The 17,087-nt window shown below is 56.1% G+C and carries 16 protein-coding genes and 1 pseudogene; 10 read left to right on the top strand and 7 right to left on the bottom strand.

Annotation, left to right across the window (positions count from 1 at the left end):
* Positions 1-13: 13 nt before the first annotated feature.
* Entirely contained in the window at positions 14-1,858 is a 1,845-nt protein-coding gene (gene iolD / locus ACI2JR_RS08955; RefSeq protein WP_462478366.1) for a 3D-(3,5/4)-trihydroxycyclohexane-1,2-dione acylhydrolase (decyclizing), read from the bottom strand.
* A gap of 157 nt (positions 1,859-2,015) precedes the next feature.
* Positions 2,016-2,954: a MurR/RpiR family transcriptional regulator gene (locus ACI2JR_RS08950; protein ID WP_462478365.1), complete on the bottom strand. Its 939-nt coding sequence runs from the start codon at positions 2,952-2,954 to the stop codon at positions 2,016-2,018.
* 345 nt (positions 2,955-3,299) lie between these two features.
* Here ACI2JR_RS08950 and ACI2JR_RS08945 point away from each other — a divergent pair, with 345 nt between their 5' ends.
* From ACI2JR_RS08945 to ACI2JR_RS08915, 7 genes are all read left to right on the top strand, one after another.
* The gene (locus ACI2JR_RS08945; protein WP_132728958.1) at positions 3,300-4,733 is read left to right on the top strand and encodes an NAD-dependent succinate-semialdehyde dehydrogenase; all 1,434 of its coding nucleotides are present in this window, start codon (positions 3,300-3,302) and stop codon (positions 4,731-4,733) included.
* Positions 4,734-4,742: 9 nt separating this feature from the next.
* On the top strand, positions 4,743-5,561 hold the full coding sequence (locus ACI2JR_RS08940; RefSeq protein ID WP_132728960.1) for an HpcH/HpaI aldolase family protein: 819 nt from the start codon (positions 4,743-4,745) through the stop codon (positions 5,559-5,561).
* The gene (locus ACI2JR_RS08935; protein WP_462478364.1) at positions 5,561-6,553 is read left to right on the top strand and encodes a hydroxyacid dehydrogenase; all 993 of its coding nucleotides are present in this window, start codon (positions 5,561-5,563) and stop codon (positions 6,551-6,553) included. Before ACI2JR_RS08940 ends, ACI2JR_RS08935 begins: the two co-directional genes overlap by 1 nt.
* 26 nt (positions 6,554-6,579) lie before the next feature.
* The gene (gene iolG / locus ACI2JR_RS08930; RefSeq protein WP_462478363.1) at positions 6,580-7,575 is read left to right on the top strand and encodes an inositol 2-dehydrogenase; all 996 of its coding nucleotides are present in this window, start codon (positions 6,580-6,582) and stop codon (positions 7,573-7,575) included.
* A 167-nt stretch (positions 7,576-7,742) separates the two neighbouring features.
* Positions 7,743-8,669, top strand: a complete 927-nt coding sequence (locus ACI2JR_RS08925) for a substrate-binding domain-containing protein (RefSeq protein ID WP_462478362.1) — start codon at positions 7,743-7,745, stop codon at positions 8,667-8,669.
* Between the two features lie 71 nt (positions 8,670-8,740).
* Positions 8,741-9,793 (top strand): sugar phosphate isomerase/epimerase family protein, encoded by a 1,053-nt coding sequence (locus ACI2JR_RS08920; RefSeq protein WP_462478361.1) that lies wholly within the window; start codon positions 8,741-8,743, stop codon positions 9,791-9,793.
* Positions 9,794-9,802: 9 nt separating this feature from the next.
* Complete coding sequence (locus ACI2JR_RS08915; protein ID WP_207896627.1) at positions 9,803-10,975, top strand: Gfo/Idh/MocA family protein; 1,173 nt, start codon at positions 9,803-9,805, stop codon at positions 10,973-10,975.
* A gap of 42 nt (positions 10,976-11,017) precedes the next feature.
* Here ACI2JR_RS08915 and ACI2JR_RS08910 read toward each other — a convergent pair whose 3' ends face one another.
* Positions 11,018-12,034 (bottom strand): substrate-binding domain-containing protein, encoded by a 1,017-nt coding sequence (locus ACI2JR_RS08910; protein ID WP_462478360.1) that lies wholly within the window; start codon positions 12,032-12,034, stop codon positions 11,018-11,020.
* Between the two features lie 144 nt (positions 12,035-12,178).
* Between ACI2JR_RS08910 and ACI2JR_RS08905 the strand changes: the two genes are divergently transcribed.
* Positions 12,179-13,324 carry a phytanoyl-CoA dioxygenase family protein gene (locus ACI2JR_RS08905; RefSeq protein ID WP_462478359.1) on the top strand — a complete coding sequence of 382 codons (1,146 nt, stop codon included), beginning with the start codon at positions 12,179-12,181 and terminating at the stop codon, positions 13,322-13,324.
* 62 nt (positions 13,325-13,386) lie between these two features.
* On the opposite strand, the gene fur is transcribed toward ACI2JR_RS08905, so the two are convergent.
* The 4 genes from fur to ybfF all read right to left on the bottom strand — a co-directional run bounded on the left by fur (position 13,387) and on the right by ybfF (position 16,012).
* Positions 13,387-13,839 (bottom strand): ferric iron uptake transcriptional regulator, encoded by a 453-nt coding sequence (fur, locus tag ACI2JR_RS08900; protein WP_004859602.1) that lies wholly within the window; start codon positions 13,837-13,839, stop codon positions 13,387-13,389.
* Positions 13,840-14,131: 292 nt separating this feature from the next.
* Entirely contained in the window at positions 14,132-14,662 is a 531-nt protein-coding gene (fldA, locus tag ACI2JR_RS08895) for a flavodoxin FldA (RefSeq protein ID WP_207896629.1), read from the bottom strand.
* Between the two features lie 149 nt (positions 14,663-14,811).
* Positions 14,812-15,105: a LexA regulated protein gene (ybfE, locus tag ACI2JR_RS08890; RefSeq protein ID WP_132728976.1), complete on the bottom strand. Its 294-nt coding sequence runs from the start codon at positions 15,103-15,105 to the stop codon at positions 14,812-14,814.
* Positions 15,106-15,238: 133 nt separating this feature from the next.
* The gene (gene ybfF, locus ACI2JR_RS08885; protein ID WP_462478358.1) at positions 15,239-16,012 is read right to left on the bottom strand and encodes an esterase; all 774 of its coding nucleotides are present in this window, start codon (positions 16,010-16,012) and stop codon (positions 15,239-15,241) included.
* A gap of 183 nt (positions 16,013-16,195) precedes the next feature.
* Between ybfF and seqA the strand changes: the two genes are divergently transcribed.
* Both seqA and ACI2JR_RS08875 read left to right on the top strand, forming a co-directional pair.
* A complete protein-coding gene (seqA, locus tag ACI2JR_RS08880; protein WP_132728982.1) occupies positions 16,196-16,744 on the top strand; it encodes a replication initiation negative regulator SeqA in 549 nt (182 codons plus the stop codon).
* 32 nt (positions 16,745-16,776) lie between these two features.
* Positions 16,777-17,087: pseudogene (locus tag ACI2JR_RS08875) on the top strand (phosphoglucomutase, alpha-D-glucose phosphate-specific); the annotation flags it as partial.

Here is a 17,087-nt window from a genome sequence, read left to right as displayed (position 1 = left end):
TGTTGTATTGTTGTCAGAAGCCGACACGTTGCTGTTGGCGTCCGGTAAGATGTTCGGTGTAGGCCTGATTCACGGATTCACGGGCGCTGACTTCGGGCACCCCGACATCCCACCAGGCATCGCCCGGCGTCCAGCTATAGGGATGAGTGGCGATAGAGATGACGGTCGTGCGGTCGTTTCCTTTCGCCCACTGAATGGCCGTTTCCAGCTCTGCCAGCGTATTGACCTTGCGGGCGCAGGCGCCCATTGACTGCGCGTGCGCGACAAAATCGACATGAAAAGGCTCCTGCACCCGGCAATCTTTCAGCAGGTTATTAAACGATGCGCCGCCCTTGGCGTTTTGCAGGCGGTTGATCACCGCATATCCCCCGTTATCGCAGACGATCAGGATAAATTTATGCCCGGAGAGGACGCTGGAGTAGATATCCGAGTTCATCATCATGTAGGTGCCGTCGCCGATCATCACGAAGACATCGCGATCGAGGCCCGCCATTGCGGCGCCCCAGCCCGCGGAAAGCTCGTAACCCATGCAGGAGAAGCCGAATTCACAGTCGAAAGTACCGGGGTTTTTCACCCGCCAGCCTTTAACCAGCTCGCCCGGTAGCCCGCCGGCGGCGCTGATGATGTAGTCCTCCGGCGCCGCCTGCGCGTTGACGATACCCACGACCTGGGCGTAGGTCGGGTCACCTTCTGCCGGAGTCGGTTCCTGTTTTTCGGCGATCAGCGCATTCCACTTCACGAAAGCCTGACGCCCCCTCTCCAGCCATGCCGCGTCCGCTCGCCAGCTGCCCAGCGCCGCGTGTAGGTCATTGAGTCCTTCACGAGCGTCGCACACCAGCGGCAGCGACTGGTGCTTATGCGCGTCGAAACGCGCGGCGTTGAGGGTAATAAACTGCGCGTCATGGCTGAATACGGTCCACGAGCCGGTAACAAAATCCATCAGCCGGGTGCCGATAGCGAGGATCACATCGGCATTCGCCGCCAGCTCATTGGCGGAAGTGGAACCGAGAATGCCAATCGGGCCCATGTGCAGCGGATGGTGATGAGTGAAGGTGCCTTTGCCGGCAATGGTCTCCACCATCGGGATCCTATGTTCTCTGGCGAAATTCTCGAGGGCGATTTCCGCCTGCGAATAACGCACTCCGCCGCCGGCGATGATTAACGGCCGTTCCGCCCGCTGCAGCCGTTCTGCGGCGAGGGCCAGCTGTACCCGATCGGCCCGTGGGCGCGCCGCATGATGCCCCCGCGGCTGAAAGAAGGCTTCCGGATAGTCAGACGCCATCTCCTGAACATCCTGGCAGATACCGATAAACGCCGGACCACAGTCGCCGGGATCGAGCATCGTGGCGACCGCCTGCGGCAGAGAGGAGAGGAGCTGCTCCGGGTAGGTAATGCGATCCCAGTAGCGGCTGACGGCTTTGAAAGCGTCGTTAACCGTTTGGGTGGGGTCGTTAAAGTGTTCCACCTGCTGCATCACCGGGTCCGGACGACGGCGGGCGAAGCTATCGCCACAGATCATCAGCAGGGGTAAGCGGCTGGTATGGGCGACACCTGCCGCCGTCAGCAGGTTAGTCGTACCAGGGCCGATCGAGGCGGTTACCACCATAATCTGTCGCCGAACCATCGCCTTAGCAAAACCTACGGCGGCAAATGCCATGGACTGTTCGTTCTGTCCACGCCAGGTCGGGAGGGTTTCCTGTGCGGCCTCCAGGGCTTCCCCTAAACAGGTGACGTTACCATGACCAAAAATGCCATAGACCCCCGGAAAGAGAGGAACCTGTTTCCCGTCCACTTCAGTAAACTGATTGCTCAGATAACGCACTATTGCCTGAGCCGCCGTACAACGAACAGTAGCCATGTTTTTACTCACTCTAAAAGGGGATGCCGTTTAAGGACATCCTGGTTACGGGTGACAACAATCATTGCTTTTTATTTTGTCTAAGCAATAAAAGTTGTAAAAAAAGGCTGTGGCCACCCCTTCCCGGCAGGCCGGGAGAGAGGGTAAATATTAATCCTCAGTCGCGCTGGCGTTTACGCCCCATGCTTGCGTGCTGAGCTTGTTCAGTCAGCGTTTCAATCCGTGGTTCTGCTTCCTCCGGCGAAAGCGCCGAGGCCAATGCCATCGCAATGCTTTGTGCCAGGCACACCGGGGCCGCCAGCGAACGCGAGAAGCTGTACTCTTCTTCCGGGATGGTAAACAGAACGCGGGCATTTTTGGCTAACGGCGAAAGCTGGCTATCGGTCATGGCGATGACAGGGATCTGCCGGGTGGCCGCTTCATCGGCGATGGCAATCACCTCTTTGGCGTAATGGCGAAAAGAGATGGCAAGCAGTACGTCGCCTTCACGCATATTGCTGGCTATCTGTTGGGCCAGGCCCCCGGAGGAGTCCAGCAGGCAAACCCGGCGATTCAGCATGGTGAGCAGATAACGCAGCAGCTGCGCTACCGGTTCTGAACGTAACTGGCCGGCGATAAAAATCGTATCCGCCTCTTTTAACAATTTGGCGGTAACATCCAGGTCCTGCTCGCTGACATTGCTTAATAGCTCCTGCAGGGTTGCGATGTCACGGATCACCAGGCTTTGCAAAAAGCCCAGATTGCCCTGTTGCTGGTTTTTTTTCAGATCGTTTTCCAGAGCGGTAATCCGCTCATTATATCCCGGTGCCGCCGTGGCCAGCCGGGTCTGGAAGACGCTTTGCATCTGTTTAAATCCGCTATAGCCAAACGCCTGAGCAAAACGGACCAGCACGGAAGGGTGCATGCCGCATTTCGCGGCAATGGCGTTAATCGACTCCAGCGCCACGGTATTTGGATTTTGCGTAATGTAACGCGCGGCCTGCTGAAAGCGCTCCGACAGCTGCGGATAGCGCCGGGTGATTTCATTCACGACCTGCTCATAATTGCGATGAGGGATCGTGTTATCCGGCACCGGGTTGTGTTTCTTTTCACTCATTTCGTTCGCCTTCCTGAACAGTACACCGTTGTGCCTGCACCTTACTGCAATAAAAATTGTGAGTAAAAGCTCATCTGCAATTATTTCTATCCGATCGTTCGGCAACAGGGAAAAAACTTGGGTGAAATTTGTGATATCTATCGTAAAAATAAATTTTCATTTTTGTTTATTTTGAAATAAATGTTGCGAAAACGTTTTTTATCTTACTGATTTTTATTGACTAAAAGCACTTTTTCTTCCTTGTTCTGACTATGAAATTCATCATTGCAATTTTCATTGCTTATAATCTATGTTTGCAATTAATGGTGATTTTAAGGCAGTGAAGCAGGCGGAGGAATGACAACAATGTACGACGATTATGGGCAGTTTATTGCGGGAGAGTGGCGTCGGGGGAGCGGTCCGGAATCGATCGAGGTATGCGATCCGGGTAATGGGCAGATTATCGGCCAGATTACGGCGGCGGCAGAAAGCGATACTCAGGATGCGCTGCGTAGTGCCGGGCAGGGGCTGGCGCTTTGGCGGGAAACTCTTGCCTGGCAACGTGCCGATATCCTGCAGGCCGTGGCGCGAGAAATGGTGGCGATGGCGCCGGAGGCGGCGCTGACGATCTCCCGGGAAAGCGGTAAACCGTTGGCCCAGGCGAAACGTGAATGGGAGCTGTCGGTCGATCAGTTTGTCTGGTACGCCGAAGAGGCGCGGCGTATCTACGGCCGCATTATCGAAAGCCGCGTGCCGGGCGGGCGTCTGGAGGTACACCATGAACCGGTGGGGATCGTCGCCGCATTTACCGCCTGGAATTTCCCCGTGGTGCTGGTGGCACGCAAACTGGCTCCTGCCCTGGCGGCCGGCTGTGCCGTGGTGCTACGTCCCTCCAGTGAAGTCCCCGGTTCGGCGATGATGATTTTTGAATGCTTACGTCGGGCGGGTCTGCCCGCCGGCGTGGCGAATCTGGTGATCGGGCCGACCTCTGCCACCTACGAGCCGCTGGTCAGTTCGCCGCTGGTGAAGAAGATCTCGCTCACCGGGTCGACCCGGCTGGGGCAGCAGATGATCCGCGACTCCGCTGCCACAATCAAACGCCTGAGCATGGAGCTGGGGGGGAACGCACCGGTGATCGTCTGGCCGGATGCCGACATCGATAAGGCGCTGGATCTCTCGGTAGCCACCAAATTTGCCAACAGCGGTCAGGTGTGTGTGACCTGCGATCGTTTCTATGTTCATGAGAGCTGCTATGCCGCATTTGTCGACGGCTTTGCCGCGCGCGCCAGCAGACTGAAGGTCGGCTACGGGCTGGAGCCGGATACGCAAATGGGGCCGCTGATTCATCCCCGCCGTCTGGAGGAGATGGCAAGCATCGTCGAGGATGCCAGGCGTAAAGGCGGCCGGGTGGTGACCGGTGGACGGCGTATCGAGCGCAATGGCGGCTATTTCTTCGAACCGACGGTTATTGCCGACCTGCCGGATGAAGCGCGGGCGCTGGCCGAAGAAAACTTTGGCCCGATTGCCGCCATCACCTCTTTTGGCGATGACGATGACCTGTGGGCGCGGGTCAACAATAGCGGTTTTGCGCTTTCCGCCTACGCCTTCACTCGTGATCCGGCCAGAATGCGTGAAACCGTCGCGCGTTTCGAATCCGGCATGGTGGGGATCAACAGCTATGCGCTGGCGGCGGCAGAAGCGCCGTTTGGCGGCATTAAAGCCAGTGGCATGGGGCGGGAAGGGGGAAGCGAAGGTCTCCTCGACTATATGAATGTCAAGCTGGCACAAATTGTGGTGTAAGGAGCAGCGATGAAAACGAATAACATCAAAGCCTGCTGGGCGGCGGGGATACCGGTGCTGAACGGGTGGCTGAGTATCGCCAGTGCTTTCAGTGCCGAAATCATGGCGGAGCAGGGTTACGATGCGCTGACGATCGACCTGCAGCACGGTTTTATCGGGTATGACGATGCCAGGCCGATGCTGCAGGCGATGCGCGCCAGCGGCGTGGCGCCGATGGTACGCGTCCCGTGGCTGGAACCGGGGATGATTATGAAGGCGCTGGACGCCGGCGCCTGGGGGATTATCTGCCCGATGATTAACACCGCGGAGCAGGCGCGCGAGCTGGTCTCCTGCGTGCGCTATCCGCCTGCCGGCAGCCGCAGCTTTGGCCCAACGCGCGTGACGTTCTCCGCCGGCCAGGATTACGGCCAGCATGCCGATGAGCAGGTCGTCTGCTTCGCCATGATTGAGACCGCAGAAGCCGTACGCAATCTTGACGCGATTCTCGATACCCCCGGTCTGGATGGCGTTTACATCGGCCCGGCGGATTTAACCCTCGGTCTGACCGGACGTCAATACCGCACCGGCTTCGATCGGCAAGAGCCGGAGATCGTCGCGGCAATCCAGCAAATTGTCGCGGCGGCCCACCGCGCCGGGAAGCGAGCCGGTTTGCATAACGGCACGCCAGAATATGCGGCGAAGGCCGTCAGCTGGGGATTCGATCTGGTCACCGTCTCTAATGATGTACAGCTGCTGCGTTCCGCCGCCGCCGCCAGCGTTCAACGCTTTCACCAGCTGCAGGGGAATACCTCGCCGGCCGGGAGCGTTTCGCCGAAGGGGGGTTACTGATGCCGCATGTTCTGGTGGCCGGGAAAATTCATCCCGCAGGAATTGAGCTGTTGCGTCGTGCCCCGGGATTTACCGTCGAACTGATTTCGCCGGTGAGCGTTGACAGCTATGCGCCGTTTTTGCCGCAGGCCGATGCCTTATTGATTCGTACCCAGCCGCTGACTGCCGTAGAGATTGCGAATGCCCGGCAGTTGAAGATCGTCTCACGTCACGGCGTAGGTTATGACTCGGTCGATATCGCAGCGCTGAGCGCCCGGCACATTCCGCTGGCCGTGGTGGGCGATGTGAATTCGCGTTCGGTGGCGGAGCATACCCTCGCGCTGCTGCTCGCGTTGGCGAAGCGGGTCTGTTACTTCGACCAGGCGATTCGTGCAGGAGACTGGAACAGTCGGAACACCTTTTCTGCCGTCGAACTGGCGGAAAGAACGCTGTTTATCCTCGGATTCGGCCGTATTGGCAGGGAGGTCGCCCGACTCGCGCAGGCTTTTCGCATGAAGGTGGTGGCCTGGGATCCTTATGTGGCCGATAGCGCGTTTGCCGATCTCGGTGTTGCCCGGGTTCGGGATATTGACGCCGGGCTGCAGGAAGCGGATGCCGTCACTGTACATCTGCCGCGGGTAGGCGATCGGCCGCTGATCGGCCGGACGGAACTGGCGCAGCTCAAACCCGGAGCGTTGCTCATTAATACCGCCAGAGGGGGCATCATTGATGAGCAGGGGTTGGCCGACGCATTGGCCGCCAATCGTCTCGGCGGGGCGGCGCTGGATGTTCTGGAATGCGAACCGGCGGATCTGGCCTCCGTGCTGCTGGAACACAAAGACCGCCTGATCCTGACGCCACACAGCGCCGGGTTGACCGGCGAAGCGGCGATGCGCATGTCGGTATCGGCGGCGCAGAATATTATCGATTATTTCAACGAACGTCTGGAACCGTCGCTGGTCGTCAACCCTGAAGTGCTGGCGATCAATGCGGTGATGAACCCATTACCTTGAAGCCTGAAGACCCTGTGGAGAATACCATGATAAAAGTTGCTGTCCTTGGCGCCGGGCGCATCGGCCATGTTCATGCGGCTAACGTAGCAGGCCATCCCGATGCCGTGCTGGCGGCGGTTGCCGATCCCTTTATTGAAAGTGCGCAGAAACTGACGGCGGCATATGGCGGACGAGCGATAGGCGATCCGCTGGAGGCTATCGCCGACCCGACTATTGATGCGGTGGTGATCGGAACGCCGACGGATACCCACGTGAGCCTGATGCTGGCTGCGGCGCAGGCTGGGAAGGCGGTATTATGTGAAAAGCCGGTCGATCTGGATATTCAAAAAGCGCGCGCAGCCCAGCGGGCGCTGGGGGAAAATGCCTCCCGGGTCATGTTGGGGTTTAACCGCCGTTTTGACCCGGGTTTTAGCGAAATTCACCAGCGTCTGCGGGCGGGAGAGATTGGCGAGCTGCATCAGCTGCTGATTACCAGCCGCGATCCTGGCCTGGCCCCGATGAACTACCTCAAACATTCCGGTGGCATATTCCGCGATATGGCGATCCATGATTTCGATCTTGCGCGCTGGATCCTCGGCGAGGAGCCGGTGGAAGTCTTTGCCAGCGGTAGCCGGCTGTTTGCACCTGAACTGGAGACGCTGGGCGACTACGATACCGTGATGGTGCAGCTGCGTACCGCTTCCGGCAAGCAGTGTCAGATTAACTGCAGCCGACAGGCGGTGTATGGCTACGACCAGAGGATCGAAGCCTTTGGCGCGGGCGGCATGCTGCTTAACGACAATCAGCGTGAGACCAGCGTACGCCGCTACGGCGCCCAAGAGACGGAAGTCCGTGGCCCACTGCTTAATTTCTTTATGCAACGCTATACCGACGCCTATCGTCTGGAGATGGCGGCGTTTATCAGTGCGGTAAAACAAGGGGGAGATGTACCGGTGAATATTCACGATGGCTGTGCGGCATTAGCCCTGGCAGACGCCGCACAATTATCGGCGGATACCCAGCAGGTCGTAAGATTGAATTAACAGTTTTCTACAAAATATATCTGGATGAGTTGATGCCGCTGGCTATTTCCCTATGGTGGGACGGTGAACGCTTTGCTGAATATAGCCATTCAACGTAACGAACCGGGAAATTTTATTTATATTTTTCGGTGCAAATTTAAAGCTAATCATTTATCTGGAAGATGAACATGAAAAAAATAACCTTACTGTGCCTTGCCTCATTATTAGCCAGCCCTGCCGCCATGGCTCTTCAGGTTGGTGTAACGATGGCGCAAATGGATGATGTTTTCCTTTCACGGCTGCGCGGTTATATTGCCGAACGGGAAAAAACCTATCCCGATATGAAAGTGCAATTTGAAGATGCTCAGGGGGCGGTCGATAAATCCCTTGGCCAGGTGCAAAGTTTTATTAATGCCAGGGTCGACGTCATTATCGTTAACCCGGTCGATACTCAGGGGACAAAAAATATTACCGAGGCGGCCCGGGCGGCGAAGATCCCGCTAATCTATCTCAACCGTATGCCCTCTGATTCGAAAATGGGCGACGGCGTGAGCTATATCGGCAGCGACGAAATCGAAGCCGGGCGTCTGCAGATGCAGTATCTCGCTGACATGGTAAAGGATCGCAAAAGCGTCAACGTCGCGATTATGAAAGGGCTGTTAAATAATGACGCTACCCGCTTCAGAACCCAGGGGGCCAAAGAGGTGATTGCCAAACACCCAAATATGCACGTGGTGCTCGAGGACACCGCCAAATGGATGCGCGAAGATGGCATGAATCTGATGAATAACTGGATCTTAACCGGCCAAAAAATCGATATTCTTTCGGCCAACGCGGATGAAATGGCTATCGGCGCGGCGATGGCGATTAAAAGCAACGGTATGAAGGTTGGTAAAGATATTCTGGTGGGCGGGACCGATGGCGGAAATAATGGTCTGCAGGCCATGAAAACCGGCATGATGACTGTTACCGTATTTCAGGATGCCAAAGCCCAGGCCTTCGGCGCCGTCGATATGGCTGAGAAAATATCGAAAGGAGAAAAGGTTAAAGATATTGAATTTATCCCCTTCCAGCTTATTACCCCGGAAAATTATCAGAAATTTATGACCCATTAATCACGGGACAGTCAACGCACAATAAGTGCACTGATGAGGTTTATTAGTGCACGTTTTATTACGGAGTTTTTATGCTTACGATGAAAGGTCCTGGCGTTTTTCTTGCGCAGTTTGCCCGGGATGAAGCGCCTTTTCATTCGCTGAACGCGATTGCCGGCTGGGCGGCAGCAAAAGGGTTTAAAGGGGTGGAAATTCCCAGCTGGGATTCGCGCCTGATTAACCTCGGGCGCGCGGCGGAGAGCCAGATCTATGCCGATGAAGTGCTGGGCGTCCTCGATGAACACGGGCTGGCATTGACCGACCTCGCCAGCCATCTGCAGGGACAGCTGGTGGCGCTGCATCCGGCTTTCGATCTGCCTGCCGATAGCTTTGCCCCGCCGGCGCTGCGCAATAATCCACGGGAGCGCCAGCAGTGGGCAAGCGAGCAGCTGCTGCTGGCGGCAAAGGCTTCGCGGCGGCTGGGATTGACGAAGCATGTCACCTTTTCCGGTACCCTGCTGTGGCCCTATCTCTACCCCTATCCGCAGTGGCCGGAAGGGTTGATTGAAGAGGGGTTTACCGAGCTGGCCCGCCGCTGGACGCCGATCCTCAACGCCTTTGATGAACAAGGCGTCGATCTGTGTTACGAAATCCATCCCACTGAAGATCTTCATGATGGACTGACCTTTGAGCGTTTCCTGGAAAAAACGGGTAATCACCGGCGCTGCAACATCATGTATGACCCGAGCCACTTGATCTTACAGGGCATGGATTACCTGACCTACATCGACCATTACCACGAACGCATTAAAGCATTTCACGTTAAGGATGCCGAGTTTCGCCCGGACGGCAAAACCGGCGCCTATGGCGGCTATCAGCCGTGGAGTCGCCGGGCGGGGCGCTTTCGTTCGCCGGGAGACGGGCAGATCGACTTCGGGGCGATCTTTTCAAAACTGACCGGCTATGACTTTGACGGCTGGGCGGTTCTTGAATGGGAATGCTGTTTTAAGAATCCGGAAGACGGAGCCCGGGAGGGGGCGCAGTTTATCGCGGAACACATCATAAAGGTGACCGATCAATCCTTTGATGATTTCTGTAAATCCTATGCCGATCGTTCGGTAAACCGAAGCATTCTCGGACTTTAAGAGGGCAAAATGAGCAGACAAACTTTGCAGGGACGGCGTATTCGCTTAGGAATGGTGGGCGGCGGAGAGGGGGCTTATATCGGCGGAATTCATCGCTTTGCCGCACGGCTTGACGACCGTTACGCGCTGGTGGCCGGCGCATTTGACGTCGATGCGGAAAGGGGACGGGCGTTTGCTCTCGACAATTTGATCGCCGAAGATCGCGCCTATAGCGATTATCAGAGCATGATTGCCGCCGAAGCGGCCCGCGAGGACGGCGTTGATATCATCGCTATCTGTACGCCGAATTTTACCCATTTCCCGATAGCCCGCGCCTGCCTTGAAGCGGGGATTGATGTCATTTGCGAAAAGCCGCTCACCACCACCCTGGCGGAGGCGGAGGCGCTGCAGGAGATCGTGGCGCGAACCGGGCGTTTCCTCGGCGTGACCTACACCTACTCGGGTTACCCGATGGTTGTGGAGGCGCGTGCGCGGATCGCGGCAGGGCTGCTGGGTAAGGTACGCACCGTGCAGGTGGAATATCCACTGGAGTGGATGGCCACCGGCGTGGAGCTGAAGAATAACCAGCAGGCGGCCTGGCGGGTCGACCCGCTGAAAAACGGCCGCGGCGGGTCGATTGGCGATATTGGCACGCACGCCTACCATCTGGCCGGGTACGTCACGGGGCTGAAGGCGCAGAGCGTGCTGGCGGATTTAGCCACTTTTGTTGAAGGCCGCGCTCTGGATGATAATGCGCATGTGCTGATCCGCTATGAAGGCGGCGCGCGTGGGATGTTGTGGTCTTCGCAGGTGGCTATCGGCTGCGCCAACGCGCTGCGTCTGCGGGTTTTTGGCGAAAAAGGCAGTTTGATCTGGTTCCAGGAGCAACCCAACGAACTGGTTTTCACTCCGTTAGAAGGGGTGACGCAAATCATTAAGCGCGGGCGCGCGGATCTGGATGCGCTAACGCAAGCGCGTACCCGCACGCCGCCGGGCCATCCTGAAGGCTATATCGAGGCGTTCAGCAACCTCTACAGCGGCTTCGCCGCAGCCTTGCATAGCCGTGAGGCGCAGCAGGCGCTCAGCGTGACGGGGGCCGCCGTACCGCAGGTATATGATGGGCTTAAAGGCGTGGCGTTTGTCGATGCGGTTGTCGACAGCCATGAGCAGGGATCGGTGTGGGTCACGCCAGCATACCGCTGAGGCGACGTGGATGCGCATTCTTCACCGAGTGCGCATCTTCCTTCAGGTATACATATTGAACCGGGTGATGATGTTGATCCGCGAATAGGGTTTGAGCGAGTCGGCCTCAGAGATAAAACCATGGAAGGCCAGCAGGGAGCGGAATGCGGTTTGCGCATCCAGCTGCAGATTGTGTTCTATCAGCGCATCGATTTTCCCCGCCTGCATCAGAGCCCGGTTTTCCCGGTCAAAATCATGGCCGATAAAGGTCTTTATGCGTCTGTTTCGCTCCGCGAAGGCGCGGATAATTCCCGCGTTGCCGCCGCCGACGGTATAGACCGCTTCGGTATGCGGATGAGCATCAAGGTACTGGCACAGACATGCGTACATCTGATGGTCAATTCCCAATCCGCCGGCGACGACATTGACGCTGTTGCGCGGGGCAAACTGTTCAATTCCGGAGATAAATCCGGCAATACGCTCCCGCTCACCGATGAAGTCGTTGCTGCCGGTGACGGCTGCAATTTGGGTACTGTCGGCGCCCAGCCATTTTGACATCAAAAATGCCGCGGCTTGGCCCGCATCAACATTATCCATACCGATGTAGCGCAGACGGGCGCTGGACGGAATATCGGTCACGATGGTGACAACCGGAACGCGGCGTTTGAGCAATGCATCGATGGTGGGGACCAGAGAGGGAGAGTTCATGGCCTTTAAAATCACGCCGTGGCTGCTGAGCGCGCTTTTTTTCAGCAGCGCGTTCATCTCTCGCTCGCTGATGTCTTCGTAACAGTGGAAGCGAAGTTGAATGCGAAAGGGGTTGAAGCTGGCTAACTGGCTGCTGAGCGCCTCCCTGACCAGCTCGCTGAAGCGTTCCGGGGTATGCATGATGACGTCGAAATAGAGCGTTCTCCCCTGGGCGAGCCCGGACTTTTGCAGCAGTTCCAGATCGGCCAGCGCCTGCTGAATACGATGCAGCGTTTGCGGGTGTACCTGCCCCCGATTATGTAGCGCCCGATCGATCGTGGCGAGACTCAGTCCTGACTGAGCGGCTATCTGCTTTTGGGTAAATTTTGGCATCGATCACATGAGGTTTTTATGAGGTGTTTTTGAGGTTCTTGATGTGGAGTCTAGCTGCTAAGTTATTTCTTAACAACGTTCGTTTTCGAGACGTTGAACAAAAAAATAATATCCCTCTGTCCCCATTATCCCGTGGAGCTGCTCATGACATCGCAATATTTTATCCGACCCGAACGGGCCTCAGTTGAGGATTTCAACACCTTCTGCCAGCAGCAGGTTAACAGGCAAGACTATCCGCTGGTCAGCGAAGTCGCAGAAGAAATCCTGATTTACGACCATGATGTATTAGCGCAGGCCGCGGCGGCCAATAAGCATGCGGTATTAAGTGAGCTGCATCAGGGGCTGTCTTACGGTCCCGGAGTGCTGGTGGTGCGCGGGCTTTATCAGGATATGGATGTCATCGACCGCGCCTCTGAGGTGTTCGAGACCATCATGGCCGATGAGTCTCGCACCCGGGTTCAGGCCGATCATTTTTCACGCGCCGGTAATAATGGCCGGATCTGGAATGCGTTACAAAAGCTGGCGGAGCGTAGCCCGCGGACCTTCTGTGACTACTATGCCAACGAAATGCTGGGGTTAATTTGTCAGGCGTGGCTGGGGCCCGCGTGGAGCATGACCTCCCAGGTTAATCAGGTTCGTCCTGGCGGAGAGGCGCAGCAGCCCCATCGCGATTATCATCTCGGCTTTCAGCAGAGCGAGTTTGTTGCAGAGTTTCCCATTTCGGTGCAGATCCTGTCGCAGTATTTGACCCTACAAGGGGCGGTTGCGCATAGCGATATGCCGCTGGCGTCGGGGCCGACGCGCCTGCTGCCGTTTTCGCATCAGTATGAGCTCGGCTATATGGCCTACCGTCAGCCGGCGTTCGTCGACTACTTTAACCAGCATTACGTGCAGCTGCCGTTGCAAAAAGGCGACGGGCTGTTTTTTAACCCGGCGCTGTTTCATGCCGCCGGGAACAACACGACCGCTGACTGGATTCGTACCGCTAATCTTTTGCAGGTCTCCTCGGCGTTCGGCGTGCCGATGGAAGATGTGAACCATGAACGGGTGCTGAAAAAAATCTATCCGCAGCTTCAGCACGGACAATATCGCGCGGGAGATTTTCAGGCGCTGATTGCCGTGGCTGCCCGGGGTTACTCATTCCCGACGAATCTTGATACCGATCCGCCGTTAGGGGGAATGGTGCCGAAAACTCAGCAGACATTGGTGCTCGAAGCGCTTGACAATAACTGGGATGAGGAACAGTTTGCCCACGCCCTGGATGAGCATACCGCACGAAGAAAAGGGTAGGCCTCCGGGCATAAAAAAAGCCAACCTGCCGGTTGGCTTTTTGCTGTTTGCACTACGGGAAATTATTTTTCCACCGCGTCGTGCGCGTGTTCATCTTCGCGGCAGTCGCCTTCTGCACAGTGGCCGTACAGGTACAGACTGTGGTTGGTCAGACGGATGCCGTGGCGGTGGGCAATTTCACGCTGACGCGCTTCGATAGACTCATCGCTGAATTCGATCACTTTGCCACAATCGAGGCAGATAAGGTGATCGTGATGATGCTGTTGGGTCAGTTCGAAGACAGATTTGCCGCCTTCGAAGTTGTGGCGGGTAACAATGCCGGCATCATCAAACTGGTTCAGTACGCGATAAACAGTAGCGAGACCAATTTCTTCACCCATGTCGATCAGGCGCTTGTATAAATCTTCCGCACTGACGTGATGGTTATCCGGTTCCTGCAGGACTTCCAGGATTTTTAATCGTGGAAGTGTGACTTTCAGGCCAGCCTTCTTTAATGCGGTATTGTTGTCAGTCATGCGGAATCTGTCCTGTTGCTAAACGATCTACTTCCATCAGCGGAAGTAATACAGAGAATCACCCGATGCAATGCGTCTCATTATAGAACTGCCATCGTTAAATGAAAACTGCAAGTATTGGGCCTTGTATGCTGTCAAAAACGAGGTATCAGCTACAAACTGTGTCACCTGACCTCGTTAAATCAGAGGACATTGTACAGATATGTGATTAAAAGTTAAAAACTTGTAGCTATTAGTTTGATTGCTTCTATCTATTAATACGGCGAAACTTAACGGTAACGCCGCTTAATTATCAGGCGTTTTTGATTTCTTCGAGGTGCAGCTCGTCAGAAATCTGTTTAACCCATTGGCTGACGCGTTCGTTGGTCAGCTCCGGCTGGCGGTCTTCATCGATAGCCAGACCGACGAAGTGATCGTCATCCGCCAGGCCCTTAGAGGCTTCGAAGTGGTAGCCAGCAGTCGGCCAGTGGCCAACGATGGTCGCGCCGCGCGGTTCGATGATATCGCGAATGGTACCCAGCGCATCACAGAAGTATTCGGCATAATCTTCCTGATCGCCACAGCCAAACAGCGCCGCCAGCTTACCGTTGAAATCGACCTCTTCCAGCGTCGGGAAGAAATCATCCCAGTCGCACTGGGCTTCACCGTAGTACCAGGTTGGGATACCGAGCAGCAGAATGTCGTAGGCTTGTAGATCTTCTTTGCTGCTCTTGGCAATGTCGTGAACATCAGCAACATCTTTACCAAGCTGTTTTTGAATCATTTTTGCAATATTTTCGGTGTTGCCAGTGTCGCTGCCAAAAAAGATGCCGATGATTGCCATGAGTAAAATAACCTCTTGAAACTTAATGATGTGGTAGTGGCGTAATGCCCGCAGATAACGGCAATCATAGCAGAACAGGGGAGGGCGCGGAAACAGCAATCACGCCCGACTGCACACTCTGCTACATGAAAGCGTGTTTTTGAGGATTTTTAGACTTTATCCTGGCTGTGCAGGGTCGCCAGCTGGCGCATCAGCATCTCTTCGATCAAATCGCTGCGGTTCATATTGCGGGCTTCCGCCAGCTCATTGAGCGCATCAACGGCCTCGGCGTTAAGTTTTAACTCCACGCGCTTCAGGCCGCGAACCTTGTCGCGTTTGAGCTGATTGCGTTTGTTTATGCGCAGCTGTTCATCGCGCGAAAGCGGATTGGTCTTTGGTCTACCCGGGCGACGCTCGGTTGCGAACAAATCTAATGTCGTACGGTCCGTTTGTTCTTTTGCCATGATTCAGAGTGACTTCGGGGAAACAAGTTGCCGGGCTATAGCCGACACAGATAGCGCGCCATAATACATCAGGCGAACCGCTGCGCCAACGACCACGGGCATTCTGCCGCGCGGTCGGGCAGTTTTTAGCCAGTTACGCCGCTAAAGAGCCGAGATAGCGGCGAATTGCGCGCAATACGGCTTCAGGTTTCTCCGCATGCACCCAGTGACCGGCGCCGGCAATGACGTGCGCCCGCGCCTGCGGGAACTGCGCCAGCAGCGGGGCGCGATATTCATCGGTCACGTAGGGGGAGTTGCCTCCGGGAATGAACAGCGCCGGATGGGGCCAGGCGGGCACGGTTTGCCAGCCCACGATGTGCGGGTATTGATCCCACAATACCGGGACGTTGAAGCGCCACTGGCCATCCACGAAGGATTTCAGCAGAAACTGAATCACGCCTTCTTCCTGCAGATGCTCTCTCATCACCGCCGCCGCCTGCTGGCGAGAGCTGGCCCCGGCGGCGGTTACGGCATTAATGGCGGTAAAAATTTCATCATGGCGGCGTATATGATAGTCCACCGGGGCAATATCAATCGCCACCAGGCCAGCGATGCGCTCCGGCGCCAGGGCGCTGAGGGCCATCACCGCTTTACCGCCCATCGAGTGACCAATAAAGGTCGCTTTTTCGATCTGGCGATCGTCAAGGGTATCGAGCAGATCCTGGGCCATCGCCGGGTAGGTCATCTCCGGCGAACGGGGGGAAAGACCGTGGTTGCGCATATCGACCTGCAAAATATCGTAGCCGGCGACCAGGTCGCGAGCGAGGATGCCCAGGTTGTCGAGGCTGCCAAACAGGCCGTGGACCAGGACGACAGGGGAATTATTGTGCGGGTTTTGTGCAGATTGCGCTCGGCTATTTAATTTCATGGCAAAGTTCTTTTTTTCGCTCCGTCGGGTTAGGGTATTATGTTGGACATTCTGCCATTCGGCTGCAAGACCCAGAGCTATCTGAGTTTTACCGCCATCCTGGTTTGACGCTATCCGCGGTCAGGATTTGTCCTTATAATCCTGACAACTTGTATTCAGAATAAGATATCGTACTGGATTAAGATGAAAACAATTGAAGTTGATGATGATCTCTATCGCTATATTGCCAGCCACACCCAGCATATCGGCGAGAGTGCATCCGACATTTTACGGCGCATGCTGAAATTTTCCGCCGTTTCCCAGCCTGCTGCACCGGTGGCGAAATCCGCCCTGGCCCCGGCAGCGACGCCTGCCGTAGAGGTGAAGCCCGCGAATCCGGCGAAAGATAAAGTCCGCGCGATGCGCGAGCTGCTGTTATCTGATGAATACGCCGAACAAAAACGCGCGGTAAACCGCTTTATGCTGGTATTGACTACGCTCTACTCCTTAGATGGCAAAGCCTTTGCTGAGGCCACCGAGTCTCTGCACGGGCGTACCCGTGTCTACTTTGCTGAAGATTCGCGAGTCCTGCTGAAAAGCGGCAATCAGACCAAGCCTAAACAGGTTCCTGGTACGCCGTGGTGGGTCATCACCAATACCAATACCGGCCGTAAATGCAGCATGATTGAGCACATCATGCAGTCGATGCAGTTCCCTGCGGAATTAATTGAGAAGGTCTGCGGCACGATTTAGTTTTATTCACCTTGCATCAGAAGGATCAGGCAATGGCAATCGATAAGCGTGCGGGTCAGCCTGCACAACAGAGTGATTTGATTAACGTCGCTCAGCTGACCGCGCAGTACTATGTACTGAAGCCGGAAGCGGGCAACGCCGAACATGCGGTGAAGTTTGGCACCTCTGGCCATCGCGGCAGCGCCGGGCGTCACAACTTCAATGAGTCGCATATTCTGGCGATTGCGCAGGCGATTGCGGAAGACCGCGCGAAGAACGGGATCACCGGACCCTGCTATGTCGGGAAAGACACCCACGCGCTCTCCGAACCGGCCTTTATTTCGGTGCTGGAAGTGCTGGCGGC

It is taken from the genome of Klebsiella sp. NPDC088457, from assembly GCF_044900465.1.
Taxonomy (GTDB): Bacteria; Pseudomonadota; Gammaproteobacteria; order Enterobacterales; family Enterobacteriaceae; genus Klebsiella.
The sequence above is the reverse complement of the archived record's forward strand: the minus strand, read 5'-3'. Positions and strand labels throughout refer to the sequence as shown.

Bases quoted from the DNA above. Each gene is read 5' to 3' on its own strand.
- ACI2JR_RS08910 (WP_462478360.1), bottom strand. From the start codon at position 12,034: ATGCCAAAATTTACCCAAAAGCAGATAGCCGCTCAGTCAGGACTGAGT.
- iolG (WP_462478363.1), top strand. From the start codon at position 6,580: ATGATAAAAGTTGCTGTCCTTGGCGCCGGGCGCATCGGCCATGTTCAT.
- fur (WP_004859602.1), bottom strand. From the start codon at position 13,839: ATGACTGACAACAATACCGCATTAAAGAAGGCTGGCCTGAAAGTCACA.
- ACI2JR_RS08915 (WP_207896627.1), top strand. From the start codon at position 9,803: ATGAGCAGACAAACTTTGCAGGGACGGCGTATTCGCTTAGGAATGGTG.
- ybfE (WP_132728976.1), bottom strand. From the start codon at position 15,105: ATGGCAAAAGAACAAACGGACCGTACGACATTAGATTTGTTCGCAACC.
- seqA (WP_132728982.1), top strand. From the start codon at position 16,196: ATGAAAACAATTGAAGTTGATGATGATCTCTATCGCTATATTGCCAGC.
- fldA (WP_207896629.1), bottom strand. From the start codon at position 14,662: ATGGCAATCATCGGCATCTTTTTTGGCAGCGACACTGGCAACACCGAA.
- ACI2JR_RS08905 (WP_462478359.1), top strand. From the start codon at position 12,179: ATGACATCGCAATATTTTATCCGACCCGAACGGGCCTCAGTTGAGGAT.
- iolD (WP_462478366.1), bottom strand. From the start codon at position 1,858: ATGGCTACTGTTCGTTGTACGGCGGCTCAGGCAATAGTGCGTTATCTG.
- ACI2JR_RS08935 (WP_462478364.1), top strand. From the start codon at position 5,561: ATGCCGCATGTTCTGGTGGCCGGGAAAATTCATCCCGCAGGAATTGAG.
- ybfF (WP_462478358.1), bottom strand. From the start codon at position 16,012: ATGAAATTAAATAGCCGAGCGCAATCTGCACAAAACCCGCACAATAAT.
- ACI2JR_RS08945 (WP_132728958.1), top strand. From the start codon at position 3,300: ATGTACGACGATTATGGGCAGTTTATTGCGGGAGAGTGGCGTCGGGGG.
- ACI2JR_RS08950 (WP_462478365.1), bottom strand. From the start codon at position 2,954: ATGAGTGAAAAGAAACACAACCCGGTGCCGGATAACACGATCCCTCAT.
- ACI2JR_RS08920 (WP_462478361.1), top strand. From the start codon at position 8,741: ATGCTTACGATGAAAGGTCCTGGCGTTTTTCTTGCGCAGTTTGCCCGG.
- ACI2JR_RS08925 (WP_462478362.1), top strand. From the start codon at position 7,743: ATGAAAAAAATAACCTTACTGTGCCTTGCCTCATTATTAGCCAGCCCT.
- ACI2JR_RS08940 (WP_132728960.1), top strand. From the start codon at position 4,743: ATGAAAACGAATAACATCAAAGCCTGCTGGGCGGCGGGGATACCGGTG.